The organism is Jeotgalibacillus proteolyticus (assembly GCF_050107735.1).
Taxonomy (GTDB): domain Bacteria; phylum Bacillota; class Bacilli; order Bacillales; family Jeotgalibacillaceae; genus Jeotgalibacillus; species Jeotgalibacillus proteolyticus_A.
Genome location: NZ_JBNILO010000009.1, coordinates 103,720 through 119,241, shown reverse-complemented (window position 1 = coordinate 119,241; position 15,522 = coordinate 103,720). Strand labels below are relative to the sequence as shown.

General features: G+C 43.2%; 15 protein-coding genes. 8 read left to right on the top strand and 7 right to left on the bottom strand.

Annotated elements, in window-relative coordinates:
* Positions 1-159 precede the first annotated feature (159 nt).
* The 8 genes from ACQCT8_RS14290 to ACQCT8_RS14255 all read left to right on the top strand — a co-directional run bounded on the left by ACQCT8_RS14290 (position 160) and on the right by ACQCT8_RS14255 (position 7,790).
* Complete coding sequence (locus ACQCT8_RS14290) at positions 160-1,224, top strand: iron-siderophore ABC transporter substrate-binding protein (protein WP_426872084.1); 1,065 nt, start codon at positions 160-162, stop codon at positions 1,222-1,224.
* A 1-nt stretch (position 1,225) separates the two neighbouring features.
* Positions 1,226-2,260, top strand: coding sequence for a FecCD family ABC transporter permease (locus tag ACQCT8_RS14285; RefSeq protein ID WP_426872082.1), 1,035 nt, complete (start codon positions 1,226-1,228; stop codon positions 2,258-2,260).
* Entirely contained in the window at positions 2,257-3,288 is a 1,032-nt protein-coding gene (locus ACQCT8_RS14280) for a FecCD family ABC transporter permease (RefSeq protein ID WP_426872080.1), read from the top strand. Before ACQCT8_RS14285 ends, ACQCT8_RS14280 begins: the two co-directional genes overlap by 4 nt.
* Positions 3,288-4,103: an ABC transporter ATP-binding protein gene (locus ACQCT8_RS14275; protein WP_426872078.1), complete on the top strand. Its 816-nt coding sequence runs from the start codon at positions 3,288-3,290 to the stop codon at positions 4,101-4,103. Before ACQCT8_RS14280 ends, ACQCT8_RS14275 begins: the two co-directional genes overlap by 1 nt.
* A 545-nt stretch (positions 4,104-4,648) precedes the next feature.
* Positions 4,649-5,389: a GTP pyrophosphokinase gene (locus ACQCT8_RS14270; RefSeq protein ID WP_426872076.1), complete on the top strand. Its 741-nt coding sequence runs from the start codon at positions 4,649-4,651 to the stop codon at positions 5,387-5,389.
* 39 nt (positions 5,390-5,428) lie between these two features.
* On the top strand, positions 5,429-6,040 hold the full coding sequence (locus tag ACQCT8_RS14265; RefSeq protein ID WP_426872074.1) for a TetR/AcrR family transcriptional regulator: 612 nt from the start codon (positions 5,429-5,431) through the stop codon (positions 6,038-6,040).
* Positions 6,030-6,914, top strand: a complete 885-nt coding sequence (locus ACQCT8_RS14260) for a YitT family protein (protein WP_426872072.1) — start codon at positions 6,030-6,032, stop codon at positions 6,912-6,914. The genes ACQCT8_RS14265 and ACQCT8_RS14260 overlap by 11 nt, the downstream gene beginning before the upstream one ends.
* 474 nt (positions 6,915-7,388) lie before the next feature.
* The gene (locus ACQCT8_RS14255) at positions 7,389-7,790 is read left to right on the top strand and encodes a hypothetical protein (RefSeq protein WP_426872070.1); all 402 of its coding nucleotides are present in this window, start codon (positions 7,389-7,391) and stop codon (positions 7,788-7,790) included.
* A gap of 6 nt (positions 7,791-7,796) precedes the next feature.
* Here ACQCT8_RS14255 and ACQCT8_RS14250 read toward each other — a convergent pair whose 3' ends face one another.
* The 7 genes from ACQCT8_RS14250 to ACQCT8_RS14220 all read right to left on the bottom strand — a co-directional run bounded on the left by ACQCT8_RS14250 (position 7,797) and on the right by ACQCT8_RS14220 (position 15,345).
* Positions 7,797-8,201, bottom strand: a complete 405-nt coding sequence (locus tag ACQCT8_RS14250; protein ID WP_426872069.1) for a hypothetical protein — start codon at positions 8,199-8,201, stop codon at positions 7,797-7,799.
* A 494-nt stretch (positions 8,202-8,695) separates the two neighbouring features.
* The gene (locus ACQCT8_RS14245) at positions 8,696-9,415 is read right to left on the bottom strand and encodes a MurR/RpiR family transcriptional regulator (RefSeq protein ID WP_426872067.1); all 720 of its coding nucleotides are present in this window, start codon (positions 9,413-9,415) and stop codon (positions 8,696-8,698) included.
* An 88-nt stretch (positions 9,416-9,503) separates the two neighbouring features.
* Positions 9,504-10,937 (bottom strand): FGGY-family carbohydrate kinase, encoded by a 1,434-nt coding sequence (locus ACQCT8_RS14240; RefSeq protein WP_426872065.1) that lies wholly within the window; start codon positions 10,935-10,937, stop codon positions 9,504-9,506.
* 16 nt (positions 10,938-10,953) lie between these two features.
* A complete protein-coding gene (locus ACQCT8_RS14235; protein ID WP_426872063.1) occupies positions 10,954-12,429 on the bottom strand; it encodes an FAD-binding oxidoreductase in 1,476 nt (491 codons plus the stop codon).
* Between the two features lie 43 nt (positions 12,430-12,472).
* Positions 12,473-13,267, bottom strand: coding sequence for an SDR family NAD(P)-dependent oxidoreductase (locus tag ACQCT8_RS14230; protein ID WP_426872061.1), 795 nt, complete (start codon positions 13,265-13,267; stop codon positions 12,473-12,475).
* A 368-nt stretch (positions 13,268-13,635) separates the two neighbouring features.
* Positions 13,636-14,472 (bottom strand): aldo/keto reductase, encoded by an 837-nt coding sequence (locus tag ACQCT8_RS14225; protein WP_426872059.1) that lies wholly within the window; start codon positions 14,470-14,472, stop codon positions 13,636-13,638.
* Positions 14,473-14,490: 18 nt separating this feature from the next.
* Positions 14,491-15,345: an NAD-dependent epimerase/dehydratase family protein gene (locus ACQCT8_RS14220; protein ID WP_426872057.1), complete on the bottom strand. Its 855-nt coding sequence runs from the start codon at positions 15,343-15,345 to the stop codon at positions 14,491-14,493.
* Between the last annotated feature and the right edge of the window lie 177 nt (positions 15,346-15,522).

The window sequence follows — 15,522 nt, the reverse complement described above, 5'->3', positions numbered from 1 at the left end:
TCTTATTGAGCCAGTGTACGCTTGTTTTTTGGTCCTTATTTCACCCAATTCAATATGCTTCTTTCTAAATATTTTGTTGACAATGATTGAGGAAGCCTTTACATTAATGATAATGATAATTGTTATCAATTAAAAAGAGATAGAGGAAGTGTAGAGGCAATGAGTAGAAAAAGAAGATCTTCATTCGTTACCGTATCCATGTCAGCGATGCTGATGCTTGCGTTGGCTGCATGTTCAGACGATACAGCCACAGAAGAAACAGAAGCTTCAGGAGATTCCAATACAGAAACTTCAACGGAAGAATCATCAGCCGAGTACCCGATTACGATTGAGCACGCGCTTGGTGAAACGGTTATCGAAGAAAAACCGGAACGTGTGGCGACCATTGCCTGGTCCAATCATGATGTTGCGCTTGCACTTGATGTCGTGCCTGTTGGTTTTTCTGCCGCAAACTATGGTGTGCAGGACGACAGCGGCATGCTGCCTTGGACAGCTGAGAAGCTTGAAGAACTGGGCGGAGAAACGCCAACGATTTTTCAGGACACAGACGGTCTGGACTTTGAAGCCGTTGCAGATACAAATCCGGATGTAATCCTTGCTGCATACTCAGGCATTACGCAGGAGGAATATGACACATTAAGCGAAATTGCACCGGTTGTAGCTTATCAGGAAGGTCCATGGGTAGCTTCATGGCGCGAGCAGGTTACTTATAACTCAATGGCTATGGGACTTGCAGAAGAAGGCGAACAGCTTATTGCTGAAACAGAACAGCTCATTGCTGAAAAAGTGGAAGAGCACCCGGAAATCAAAGGAAAAACCGGAGCATTTCTCAGCTTGAATGCTGCTGATCTTTCTTCATTCTTTATCTACTCACCAGGAGATCCGCGAGGCGAATTCCTGACAGAGCTTGAAATGGAATACCCGGAAAGCATCACAAGCCAAATGACGGACCCTAACAGCTTTTATATCGAAGTAAGTGCTGAAAATGCCGATATGCTGAATGATGCAGATGTATTAGTCTCTTACGGAGATGAGAACACGCTTGAAGCCCTTCAAAATGATCCGATCTTTGGAAAGGTGCCGGCCATTGAAAGAGGCTCTGTCGTTATCATTGGAGATAACACACCGCTAGCTGCAGCCGGAACACCAAGCACGCTTTCGATTGAATACTCCATTGACGAGTACTTAACGCTCATGTCAGAAGCTGTAAGCAAGCTCGAGTAGCATGAATGATCTTTCCGTAACAGAACAAAAGCAGTGGCGTGCACCAAAGAATTTTATTAAACTGCTGATTCTCTCCCTTGTGTTATTTGGAATCTGTGTCGTTGCCTCACTCGCTTTTGGGTCGCGAATCGTCGGATGGAATGAAATTATGAATGGTTTATTCTATCCGGACGTCGAGACTCATGGGGCAAATGTGGTTCGTCAGCGAATTGCCAGAACCATTTTTGGCTTTATGTGCGGAGCTGCACTTGGGGTATCGGGGGCTTTACTGCAGTCTGTCACCCGCAACCCCATTGCAGACCCGAGCATCTTAGGTGTAAACACGGGAGCAGCCCTGTTCGTCGTATGCGGCATTTCCTTCTTTAATATCGGCAGTGCCAGTCAATACATCTGGTTTGCCCTTGCAGGAGCCATCATAACGGCCATATTTGTATACGGAATCGGTTCAATGGGTCGTGGCGGTGCCACGCCCCTTAAACTGGTTTTAGCGGGGGCTGCAACAAGTGCAGCCTTGTCATCGCTTGTCATGGCGATTATGATCCCCCGTTCAAGTGTCATGGACCAATTCAGATTTTGGCAGGTAGGGAGTGTGGGTGCAGGTAACTGGGATTCTATTTCTCTCTTTACCCCTTTCCTGGTGATCGGTATACTAATTGCGATTTTCACAGCTCCGGCATTAAATGCATTGGCTTTAGGGGATGAAGCGGCAAAAGGATTAGGTGTTCAAACTGATACACTTAGACTGATTGCAGCGTTTGGCGGCGTGGTGCTGTGCGGTGTCACAACGGCGCTTGCCGGCCCCATCGGATTTATCGGATTACTGGCCACTCATGTCATTCGACTGATTATTGGACCTGATCTGCGGTTTGTGATTCCGCTGTCCGCCATATCCGGAGCCATCATCTTAAGTATGTCAGATGTCACCGGACGAATTCTTGGAAGTCCCGGTGAGCTTGAAGTCGGCGTTGTGACCGCGTTTATCGGGGCGCCAATTTTAATTTTGATTACCATGAAAGCGAAGATGCGTGCATTATGATAAAGCCATCGATTTACCCTATATTGTCAGGAAGAACGAAACGAAAACGACGATTTTTATTCGTCACAACACTTTTATCAGTCATTGCTTTTGCTCTTTGCTCGACCATGCTGATGCTTGGCAACACCATTTACCCCGTTTCAGATGTGGTGCGCGTATTGCTTGGTGAGCAGGTTAGCGGAGCTTCCTTTGCAGTGGGCACGATCCGGCTGCCAAGAATGATCGCAGGCGTGTTTGCCGGTTTTGCATTTGGTGTGGCAGGCCACGTTTTTCAGACCATGCTGCGAAATCCGCTGGCGAACCCAAATGTAATCGGCATTACCGCTGGATCCAGTGCTGCTGCAGTGTTCAGTATCATTGTGCTGCAGGCAAGCAATACATTTACTTCCATTGCGTCTATTGCCGGCGGGCTCGTCACAGTGACTGTAATATTTCTATTATCAAGAAGCACTTCCTTTTCCGTTGGCCGTTTAATTTTAATCGGCATTGGGATTCAGGCGATGCTGAATGCGGTCGTTTCCTATTTACTGTTAATTGGCCAGCAGCATGATATCCCTACGGCCATGAGGTGGCTGACCGGCAGTCTGAACGGCGCAAAAATGGAAGGTCTTTATCCGCTGATTCTTACCGTGCTGATCTTTGCACCCATTATTATTGCGCTTGGAAAACGACTTGATATGCTGGAGCTTGGCGAACAGGCCGCTACATCCCTTGGCGTTGATACAGATAGAACACGATTATTCCTTATCATCAGCTCTGTCCTGATTATTGCGCTCGCTACTGCTGTGACAGGACCAATCGCCTTTATTGCCTTCCTTTCAGGTCCGATCGCAAAAAGACTCGTGGGCGCCGGTTTTTCAGGCATCGTCCCGGCAGGTCTGGTTGGCATCATCTTAGTTCTGGCATCGGATCTGGTCGGGCAATTCGCCTTTACAGCGAGATATCCGGTCGGGGTTATCACTGGAATCATTGGCGCACCGTACCTGATCTACTTGCTTATCAGAATGAATCAAAAAGGAGACTTATAATGAAATCGACACATGCTTTTAAAGCGGACCATATCACTGCCGGATACGACCAGACGACGATTCTTCATGATGTCAATGTTTCCATTCCAAGCAATAAAATCAGTATTATCATCGGCGCAAACGGCTGCGGCAAATCCACCCTGCTTAAAACGATGGCTAGACTAATCAAGCCGGTTTCCGGACAAGTAACGATCGGAGGAAAACCGATTCACAAAATCCCGTCGAAACAGCTGGCGCGGGTATTGGGGCTTCTGCCGCAAACTCCGATCGTACCAGAGGGCATCACGGTTGCAGATCTCGTTGGCCGAGGAAGATTTCCCCACCAGAAATTTTTAAAAGGCTGGTCAAAGGAAGATTATGAAGCGGTAAGTGAAGCAATGGACATCATGAACATAACTGAGTTTGCCGACCGTCACATCGACGAACTTTCAGGCGGTCAAAGGCAGCGTGTCTGGATCGCCATGGCACTGGCTCAGCAAACAGACATCCTGTTCCTGGACGAACCAACCACGTATCTCGATATCACCTACCAGGTTGAAATACTGGATCTTTTAACTGACCTGAACCGGAAATATGGCACCACGATCGTCATGGTGCTGCACGACATCAATCTGTCTGCACGCTATGCGGACCATATTTTTGCACTCCATGAAGGACAGCTTGTTGCAGAAGGCCAGCCATCTAAAATTATCACCAGCTCATTGATCGAAAACATCTTCGGTCTGAACTGCACCGTCATTAACGACCCGATTTCCGGATCACCCTATGTCATTCCGATTGGACGGCATCACTCTAAATTGAGAAAGCATTCCTAACTTAAGAAAATCCCGCCATAGAACGTGAAAAAACCCACTATCTTGGGATGGTTCAGCTCTCTAGAAATAAAAGTTGCACGACATCTGCCATTCTTTTTATACTTGAGTGTCGCGAAACAAGTATAGATTGGAGATGCGTGCACTTTTACTGTATTAAGGTGTTTGCCCTGTCTTTTGAGTATGGTTCATGGTCCACCCCCACTTCCATCCTTCCCCCCTTAAATTATATTTTCTATCAATAAGCTTTATAAAGCTCATATTTTTATTCATTTTGTGAACCCCGCGGACATATGTATTTGCTCATTTGTGACACGGTGTCATTTTCAATTGACATATGACACCGTGTCATATAGAATAAAAATATAGAGATGTGACACAGTGTCACAACAGAGGTGAAAAGGATGCAAAAAGAGTTTTCTAATTTGGATCGACTAAAAAAACTGACATTAGAATTACAAAATCAAGGCGTCAAAGCATCTATTTGTAAAAAACCGTCACGAAACCACGCCATGTAAGATAGATTCTTCAGAGAGAGGAATGGAGAAATGGATGTACAAGAAGTAAGCAGCGGGAAACAAATGAAGGAATTAAAAAATGAACTGGTCCGTTTTATGATGCTGTATAAGTTTGCGTTAGATGAATTAAACACAAAGATTGATATCCTAAAACAGGAGTTCCATTACATTCACGACTACAACCCAATCGAGCATGTCACATCACGAATCAAATCTCCTGAAAGCATTATAAAAAAAGTCCATAAAAAAGGATATTCATTTACTTTGCCTCATATTAAGGAAAACATTAAAGACATCGCAGGAATACGAATAACCTGCTCGTTTATTTCTGATATCTATGAGCTCAGCAATATGCTTCAAAACCAGCAGGACATTAAGATATGTGAAGTAAAGGATTACATTAAAAACCCCAAACCGAATGGTTATCAGAGCCTCCATCTATTACTAGAAGTTCCTGTCTTTATGTCTGACAGAGTGGAAAATGTCTGTGTTGAAGTTCAAATCAGAACAATTGCTATGGATTTTTGGGCCAGCCTGGAGCACAAAATTTACTACAAATATAACAAAGAAGTTCCTCAGAAATTAGTTGATGAGCTGAAGGAAGCAGCCCTCTCAGCTGCACAACTGGACCGAAAGATGGAAGGCATTCAAAAAGAAATGAATCAGCTGAAAGACACCGTTAGCACAGAAGAGGATTTGCAGGAGCTGTTAATTGATAAAGAACGATTCTTCCTGCCTCCTGACTTTTTCAGCACAGGATTTATAAAGTAATGCACAAACACTACGTGTAAAAAGCAAAGGAGAATGGTATTGCCAAAATTAACATTTTATAATTTATCCGATGATAAAAAACAAACATTGATTGACTCAGCAAAAAAGGAATTCTCAAGAGCTCCTTTATCAGAAGCCTCAATCTCAAATATCATTAAATCTGCCGGCATCTCCCGCGGGAGCTTTTATCAGTACTTTGAAGACAAAGAGGATGTCTTTTTTTATTTGTTAAATGAGCAAACAAAACAAAGAAAATCAGATTTTTTACTGTCGCTGGCTGAGAATAACGGAGACTTGTTTGGTTCGATGGTTACTTTATTTACATCCGTGCTGCAAAATGAGGAAGACAGCAATTTTTTAAAAAATTCTTTTTTAAATATGACACACAAAATAGAAAACTCCTTTGCAGGAATGATCAGTGACAGCGACCGGACAGAGAATTTCAAAAAACTGAACGCATTAATCAATAAAGATAATCTCAATGTTGAAAATGATAAAGAACTGTATCATCTTCTGCAAATTGTCATTGCGGTGACTTTTCGCAGCATCGTTGAGAAGTTTTCGCGTGATCTGTCTTTCGAAGAAGCGCTAAGCAATTATCAAATGGAAATTCATCTCTTGAAGAAAGGTCTTTGCCGAAATGAATACTAGCAAGCAATCAAAAATAAAACATAGTAAATTATCCCCTGCGGCTATTGTTAAGCGGGGAATCGCCATTAGCATCGGGGCTTTATTAATGGCCGTGGGGCTTGAAATCTTTCTCGTTCCAAACCAGGTTATTGATGGAGGAATTACCGGTATCTCTATAATGCTTTCGCACATAACCGGATTGAAGCTTGGAATTGTTCTCTTTGTTTTGAACCTTCCATTTGTTTATATTGGATACAAACAAATTGGTAAAACCTTTGCCATATCTACTATATTGGGGATATTTCTGCTATCAATTTTTACCGTAGTGCTGCATCCGGTTCCTGCTTTTACCGATGACATACTGCTGGCCACATTTTTTGGCGGTATGGTACTGGGACTGGGGATTGGCCTGGTCATCCGGTACGGCGGTGCGCTGGATGGCACAGAAATATTGGCCATCTTAATTAATAAAAAAGTGCCGTTCTCTGTAGGCGAAATTGTCATGTTCTTTAACCTGTTTATCTTAAGCGCGGCAGGATTTGTGTTTAGCTGGGACCGCGCAATGTATTCCATATTGGCGTACGTTGTTGCCTCCAAATCAATTGACGCTGTTGTTCAGGGAATGGAGCAGTCAAAATCAGCCTGGATTATCAGTGACGAATACCAGGAAATTGGAGATGCCATCAATGCAAGACTTGGAAGAGGCGTTACCTATTTTCACGGTGAGGGCGCTTACTCGGGTGACACAAAGAAAGTAGTATTTTGTATCGTCACCCGGTTGGAAGAAGCAAAACTGAAATCTCTCGTAGATGAACTCGATCCAACAGCCTTTTTAGCAGTCGCAGACATTACCGAGGTGCGCGGAGGAAGATTTAAGAAAAAGGACATCCATTAATTTAATCAAACAATGTATGGTTAACATCTGGATCTTTTCCTCTATTAAAAGCATCTTTTACCTGAATATATCTCTAATCGGACGGCATCACAGCAAAAGGTAAAAGCTCTTCTAACAAAAGAAAATCCCCTGTATATCGTGAAAAGGAGCACTCCTTTTACGATCTATGGGGGATTTTTTAATAAAGCTTTGTTAAAATTTAATGTTGTTTTTTACTATGATGAAAGGACTTCCACATATTTGGAAGTCCTTTTCGTTGTTATTAGTGACTTCTTAAACTAACGCACCCGTTACTTTAAGTACCTTTAGGGGTTCCTGTATCAAAACGCTGAAAACATACGTTAAGCAAACTTCGTGATTTCTTCTCACTTCGAAATTAGAACGGTGTCGAATGAAATTTCTTTTTAAAAAGAGGTTTTTAAGTTCTTAATAAAGAATTCAATTAAAAAGGGATTCAAATTAGGGATGAGTGTTTTGACGTTGTCGATGGGGTTGTTCATTCCTTCTACTGCTTTAGGAAACACTGTAGTGCCGTTAGGTCCAGGAGAGTGGGATATATTAGGGACAAAATCAATTACATTAGGGAATGGTACGGTAACAATATATGATTCTAAACTTTGGTCAGGCGGTGGGGATTATAGATTATATATAACCGGGGCGGATCCCTTGAATGTAATTTCAATAATGGTTTATGAAATGGATGGTGAAAGTAGTAGCTTTGTGGACGGTATTATTAAGAATGGAAACGGAAATGGCGAATTTAAATTTAGTACTCGAAATTTTACCGATGGAGACAATGGTAAAGCAGAATTAAAGTTTCAGATTTCTGGTTCATTACAGCCATCTGATAATATTATTGTTTATTTTAAAGATTGATAAAGCTTAATTTTGAATATTTTTCGGAAGCACTTTAACTGAGAAATTATATTTAGAAAGCTCACTTTTATCTAAAACTTCTTTTGAAATTGTTTTAATTTCTTCTTCTTTTGTTGCGTCTCTATTTACTTTAGGGATATCAATTATAAACACCCAACCATTTTCTACGTTATATTGAATGGCTGTGCTTCCAAGAATTTTATAGTTATTGGCTGTTAACTTATCAGTGATTTGGTTAAAAACCTTTGATTTATTCATCTGTTCCATTTTAAGTTGAATTTCCTCTACTTCTTTAGAGCTTGTTAGTTGTTGTTGAGCAGTGGCGTTATTATTTAATTGGTTTAAAAAATAAAATGTGCTAACTATCACTAATAAACTGATTAAACAAATAAAGATTAGGTTTTTTCTCATACTTGATCACTCCTCTAATACAATTATCAAATAGGATATGTAAATTTTTATCAGGCATGCTATGATCAAGAAAAAGTGTATTAGGGGTTCCGGTATTAAAGCACGTAGAAGCTTTTTAATCCCATCTTAAACAGAATAGGTTCATTGGAGCGGATACAGGGACTCCTGCGTGATGAAGCGGGAAGGGTGAGACCAGGCAGATGCGCTAGCATCAATAGGGCTCACCTCCCGCCACGCGGAAAGCCTCCGCCTGCAGCGCAAATGAACCGGTCCCTCTCTCTTACAAACCTAAGAACGTATATTTTGCTGGTGCAAGAACCTTTTTAATCCCACCTTAAACAGAATAGGTTCATTGGAGCGGAAGGCGGGGACTCCTGCGTGATAAAGCGGGAAGGGTGAGACACTGCAGATGCGGCAGCATCCAAGGGGCTCACCTCCCGCCACGCGGAAAGCCTCCGCCTGCAGCGGAAATGAACCGGTCCCAGTACAGAAGATCACACAGACCCTTTCAAACCGGAAAGCTTAGCAATAATTTCTTCAATCACAATAAAGAAAACCGTTCTTGTTTTTTCAAACGGAAGCAGCTCTGCGTCCTGATCGAATTTAGATAGATGAAAAATATAGTCAGCTGCAGACTCAAGCGTATTTACATACTCTTCAAGCACCAGCATATTCGTTGAACCCTTTTCCTTGGCTTTTTTAAATAAGGACTCAAAGGAAGAAAATTTCCCAGTCACAGAAAGAACGATAAGAAGGGTTTGTTCATCCATCAAGCGTTCTGCAAAATCCTCGCTTTGCGTAACCGTCACCTTTTGATCCGAGACAGCAGCAAGCTTGTACGCAAAATATTCAGCACTGATAAACGAAGGACCGAGACCAAACAAAATGATTTTATCGTATTGCTGGAAAATCGAAACGAAATCATTCACGATCTGCGGATCAAAATTTTCAAGGTAATGCGCCAGACGTTCGATTTCATTTGATTTCTTCTGCTTTTCCAAATTGATCTGCTGCCCGCTGAAGTATAATTTGTATTGCTTAAAATTCGTAAAGCCTAATTTACGGACCATTTTTGACACTTTAGAAGCTGATACCCCGCATAGTTGAGCGGCTTCAATTATTTTAAGTGTCTCGTTTGAGGACACAGCCTTTGACAGCTTGCTGTGCACCTCCTGCTCAAGCGCAGTTAGCTGATCTGTCACGAGTTTAATCATCCTTATCCCCCTTTCATTGGTTTTATAAAAAAGAGGCTGCTTTTCACCCAAAAATGAAGTGAAAAGCACAGCCTTAAAAATGGGTCCCTTATTTAAAAATCGGATACGTAAGCTTTAAAATCGGATCTGTATGGGTTCTTACCTGTTTGATGACCTTATTGTTCAGTTCTTTATAAAACGCATGGTTATTCGGTGCAGGAGAAAACGTCCGCTCTGTTTTCACCATTTTTTCAATGGCTTCATCAAAGCTTTTGTAAATAGACAGATGTGTCGAAACGCAGATCGCTGCGCCTAAGCACGCACTGCTGCTCCCCACCCGTCTGTGAACGGGCAGTCCGAATGAATCAGCGATAATCTGCATCAGGACGTCACTGTTTGAACCGCCGCCGATGACAATAACTTCATCCAGATCCAGGTTGATTTCCTCTGTCATCTCTTCAATATTGTTTTTAATATTAAAGGCGATTGCTTCGAGAATGGACCGGTAGATATGATAGCGTGTGTGGCGCTGGTCAAAGCCGATCATCAAGCCTTTTCGATACGGTTGATCCGGTGAAGCCAGCCAGTCCAGAATGGTGATCAACCCGTCGCTTCCAGGCGGCACTTCCTGCGCTTTTTGATTAAGGAAGTCCTCTTCTGAGATTCCCCGCCTCCATGCTTCATTCACCACTTCTTCTCCGATCAGCTTCTTAAACCAGCTGACCGTCCAAAGCCCACGTCTGATTCCATTGGATTCGTAGACATACTTAAACGGAATGGATGCGAACGTTGGAAAGAAGTTTTTCGCATTCTCCGCGTAGTCATCTCTCAGGATCATCGATGAAATAAACGTTCCTAATGAGATCATGATCGATTGAGCCTGATTGACGCCTGAACCGAGTACTTCTACCGCTTTATCATTGGATGTCGCGACAACCGGGATGCCTTCTGTCAAGCCGAATTCTTCAGCAAGCTCTTTGCGGATCGACCCCAGCTTTTCCCCCGGCTTCACCAGATGAAACAGCATGTCTCTTGTCAGACCGTTTGCTCTTACTACTTCATCATCCTCTGACCAATCCAGTGTTTCACGGTCAATCGGCCAGTGGATTTCACAATTTCCGGCTGCATCATTCTTTTCGCCGGTTAATTTTAAGCCTAAATAGCCAGAAGTAGTCGTCACATATTTTACCTGGTCATCCTGATGATCATACGGCTCGGATAACCTGGCATCCATCCAGCTGATCACTGGATGGGCCAGATTTCCGTCTTCCTTCAAGAGCACTCTGCAGCAGCGAATCGAGCATAACCCGATGCCTTCAATGGCTTTTTTGTCTCCTGTAAAATGGTCCAGGCAATTTTTCATCGCGTCATAGACACTGTCCCACAGATCATCCTCGGGGTGAATGACGACTCCAGGCTCAGGCGTCAGCGGTTCTTTTAAAGTGCGTGAACCGAATGCTACTTCCTTGCCTTCCCGATCAAAAATAGCCACTTTGGTGCTTTGGGAGCCGTTATCGATCCCCATCATATATCGATTGCTCAAAATTCTCTCCTCCTGACTAGCCGCGGATGTATTTCTTCACTTCATTTGGCTGAGGAAAGATGGTTCCGTGGTTCATAATGGCGTTTGGATCAAACGCTTCTTTCAGCTTTTCAAGCATATAGTAAGCAGAGCCGTGCTCCTCTTTTGTCCATTCTGAACGATATTTGCCGATTCCGTGATGGTGACACATAGAACCGCCTAATTTCAGCGTCTCTTCAATGATGATCTGGTGAATCGGGTGGTGATAGATTCGCAGCTCATCTTCAGGTGCACAGTTAATCGTGTAATTGTAGACAAAGTACATATTCGTGCCGTTCAGGTAGCTGTGAGAAGAGTGTCCGCCAAGCATTGTTAAATCCTCTGCACGGTCAAATTCATTTTTGATCCGGTCCATGACATTATGATAGATTTTCACCACGTTTTCCCAATCAGCCGATACTTCCGTTGTAAAGCCATCGTGTGTATTGTGATCGCGCATGTCCTGAATTTCCTTCTCAATTCTGCTTTCATCCCAGTTCAAATTATTGAACCATGTTTCAATTAAAGAAGAATCCACTTTTTCAATGACGCCTTCTGCGAATTTCTCCACAGCCTCATCAATTCCTGCATTCGTTGCTTTCACAATGCCTTCAGGACCTTCTGTTGTAAAAATCAGTACACATTTATCTTTGTAGAAATGTTCAAAATGCTGTCTTGCATCTTCTTCTGAATACACGCGTGCAACGGATGGACGGTACCCGTTTACCATCACTTCTCTTAAGATCTTGATGCCTGTTTCAACATCCTTGATCAAATAACCATGAAAATCGTTGTTTTCAGGTGCGTATTTAAATATTTTAACCGTTACTTCCGTGATATAGCAAAGGGAGCCTTCGTTTCCGATCGCAATATGCCGGATGTCAGGACCACCTGATCTTCTTGGTACATTTTTAATTTTTGAGATCTGTCCTTCCGGAAATACGCACTCCAGGCCGACTACCATATCTTCAATTGCTCCATAAAGCGTTGAAAATTGGCCGATGCTTCGGGTAGCAACAAGTCCGCCAAGCTGTGCGACCGGCTTGGATTGAGGAGAATGCCCTGTCGTATAGCCAAGTTTGCGCAGCTCGTCTTCTAGCTTTTGCAGCTTCACGCCGGTTTGAACGGTTGCCTGCATATTGTACGTGTCGAGCTTAATGATTTCATTCATTTTTGAGCCGTCAATGACGATCGACGTCTCTTTCCAGTTTTCAAGACCGCCCTCTGTACCTGTTTTTCCGCTTCTTGGAATCACATTGATGTCTTTGTCATTACAGAACATAAGAATCGATTTTACTTCTTCGGTTGATAGCGGGTACACAATGGCAATCGGTGCTGGAACCGTCAGTACTTTTTTGGTTTTTGCATATTTTTTATAGCGATCCGCGGAAGCATCGTACAGCGCCTCGTCATTTGTTTCAATCTGCTCCTCTGAAAGAAGTGCTTTTAACTCTTCTAAAATCTGTGCATTCATTGGTCATTCTCCTTTTAAACGTATTTAATATGTACTCTTCCATCTATCGAACTAAAAATCCGCCGTCTACATTGATTAAAGTACCGTTCACATAATTTGACGCATCGCTTGATAGAAAGACAATAGTGCCCATTAAATCCACAATATTTCCCCACCGGTTGGCTGGAATATGATCAAGCACCCGTTGATTGCTCACCATATTGGCTCTTGTTTCCTTCGTGACATCTGTTGCAAAGTAACCTGGCGCAATGCCATTCACTTGGATATTGTATTGAGCCAGCTCATCACAATACGCCTTCGTGAATCCCGCTAATCCGTGCTTAGTTGAGGCATAGGCTGGCGACCACTGTCCGCCAAGATAAGAAAATAACGAGCAGGAATTGATAATCTTTCCGCTTTTTTGCTCGATCATGGTTTTGGCCACTTCATGGGCTAATTCAAACGGAGCAGTCAGGTTGACCGAAACCATTTTGTCCCACTGAAGTCTCGTAAACCGGGTGACATCTTTTTCATTCAAGCTAATGCCAGCATTATTAATCAAAATGTCGATGCGGCCAAAGAGACCCAAGCAATCTTCCACAATCTGCTTGCACACACCTTCTTCAGTGATGTCGCCAATCATCAAGTGGTACTTGACGCCCTCTGCTTCTACCAGTTTTCTAGTCTGATCGTCGTCTTCTCCCATGCTGACGGCAAAAATATTCGCTCCGGCTTTCGCTAGTGCGAGTGCGTATCCCTGACCCAGCCCGGAATTTCCGCCGGTAATGATGGCCGCTTTGCCGTCCAGTCGAAAGAAATCCATCGTAAAATCAGTCATTTTGCTGTATTCAAAACTCATTCTTTCCTGTCCCTCCTTTCGCAATCATTCATTACGTACAGTCTAATTCCTAAAAAATCAGAATGCAACGAATAAGGGAGAAATTTCTGTTATTGTTCTATTAATTTATTGTAAAGAGGAAAATTTTACTCTTGATCTGTTCAAAAGGACGGTTCATTTCCGTGTCAGTCGGATGCTTTCCGTGGGGTGGGAGGTGAGCCACTTCGATGCTGCCGCATCTTCACTGTCTCACCCTTCTCGCTTGCTCCCACTGGAGTCACCGCCTTCCACTCCACTGAACCTGTTTTTATAGTAGGAGAGTTAAAATCTGCACAAAAAAACTGTCCCTGCGAAAAATGGATCGCAAGGACAGTCATTTTTTATTGTAATTATACCCGGTCAAATTCATCCGGATCGGCAAACATGCGCTGATCCTGGTTCAGGGTGCTGATTTTGTCCATGTCTTCCTGTGAAAGTTCAAAATCAAATACATCTGCATTTTGCGCGATCCGCTTAGGGTTTACGGATTTTGGAATGGTGACGACGCCGGTTTGGATATCCCAGCGGATAATGACCTGGGCGGTTGATTTGTTGTGTTTCTCAGCAATTTCAACCAATATCGGATTCTCCAGCAGTCCTCCCTGCATTAATGGGGACCAGGCTTCAAGCTGGATGCTGTGCTTTTTACAGAAATCATGCAGTTCACGCTGGTTAAATTGCGGATGGTATTCCACCTGATTGACCATGGGCACGATGTCACATTTAGCGATGATGTCTTCCAGATGATGCGGTTTAAAGTTGCTGACGCCAATCGCACGGACGCGGCCTTCTTTGTAGAGGGTTTCAAGCGCTTGCCATGTTTCAACATATTTCCCCTGTGACGGGAGCGGCCAGTGAATTAAATAAAGGTCTAAATAATCTAAGCCGAGCTTCTCCATGCTCTCATCAAATGCAGCAAGGGTGGCTTCATAGCCATGATTGGAATTCCACACTTTCGTGGTGATAAATAATTCTTCTCTCGGCACATTGGATTCAGCAATCGCCTGACCGACGCCTACTTCGTTGCCATAGATGGCTGCCGTATCAATGCTTCTGTACCCGGTTTCAAGAGCTGCCTTAACCGAATTCACAACCTCTTCTCCGTCCTTTACCTTGAAGACGCCAAAACCAAGCCATGGCATCTTAATGCCGTTGTGCAATGTCGTTGTTTCCTGAATGCTTCCCATACGAATCTCTCCTTATTTTTAAAGATATTGTTTTACATTCTCTCTCCATTTTTGAACAGGTTCCCAGTTTAAGAGCTTCTTCGCTTTTTTATTGTTTAATAGAGGCTCAAAGCGGGATAAATCCTCCCGGAAATCTTTTACCTCAGGAAAACAGGTCTCCATCAGTTTTCTGCTTTCAATATCCATGCTTGTCTCGTCCGCCCCAATATTCAGTGCAACAGAGCCGAGTCCCTCTGCTTCGACAGCTAACCGGTAGGCGGTGGCTGCATCGCGTGTATCAATATAGCTCCACAAAATCGTTTTGCGCTGCTCAGGCTCGTGGATGAACGAAGGGAAATTTTTATACATTTCAGGAGAAATCACATTTCCCAGCCGGAAGGATACAACCTGCATCCCCGTTCGCTGATGAATCATATCCGCTGTTTTTTCATTCACAATTTTCGATAAGCCATAGCTTTCTTCCGGCAGCTGCGGGTGTTCCTCATCGATTGGTACATATTGAGGGGCTAAATTCTGTTTTGAAAAACAAATCCCATAGGAGGACTCGCTTGAAGAAATAACGGCTTTTTTAATACCGAGATTTCCTGCCGCTTCTAAAATGTTGTAGGTCGACATGACGTTATTTTGAAAGGTGACTTCATTCGGATGAGAATAGGCCACAGGGATCGCTGCAAGATGAACCACTGCATCCGCTCCAGAAAGCACCCCGTACACTTCTCCAAGATTCGTCAGGTCTGTGATGACGGTTTTGCAAAGCGCTTCTTTAGGATGCACTCTGTCTGCATTCACCACTTCATAGCCATGATCTAAAAATTCCTGTATAACTGCTGAACCGAGTAAACCGCTTCCACCTGTAATTACTGCTTTTTTCATGATCAACCCTCCATCTGGTGCTTCCTTTATTCTGCCAAATACGCTCTCTTAGTTTATTCGGTAAACTAAGCATAGGGCAAACTTTTTTAATTTTCAAGTAATTGGATTTATGTATGTGGAATCGATCGTGCGTGAAACATGTCCAGCCCATAAAAAAAGGCATTACTGCACTCAGTA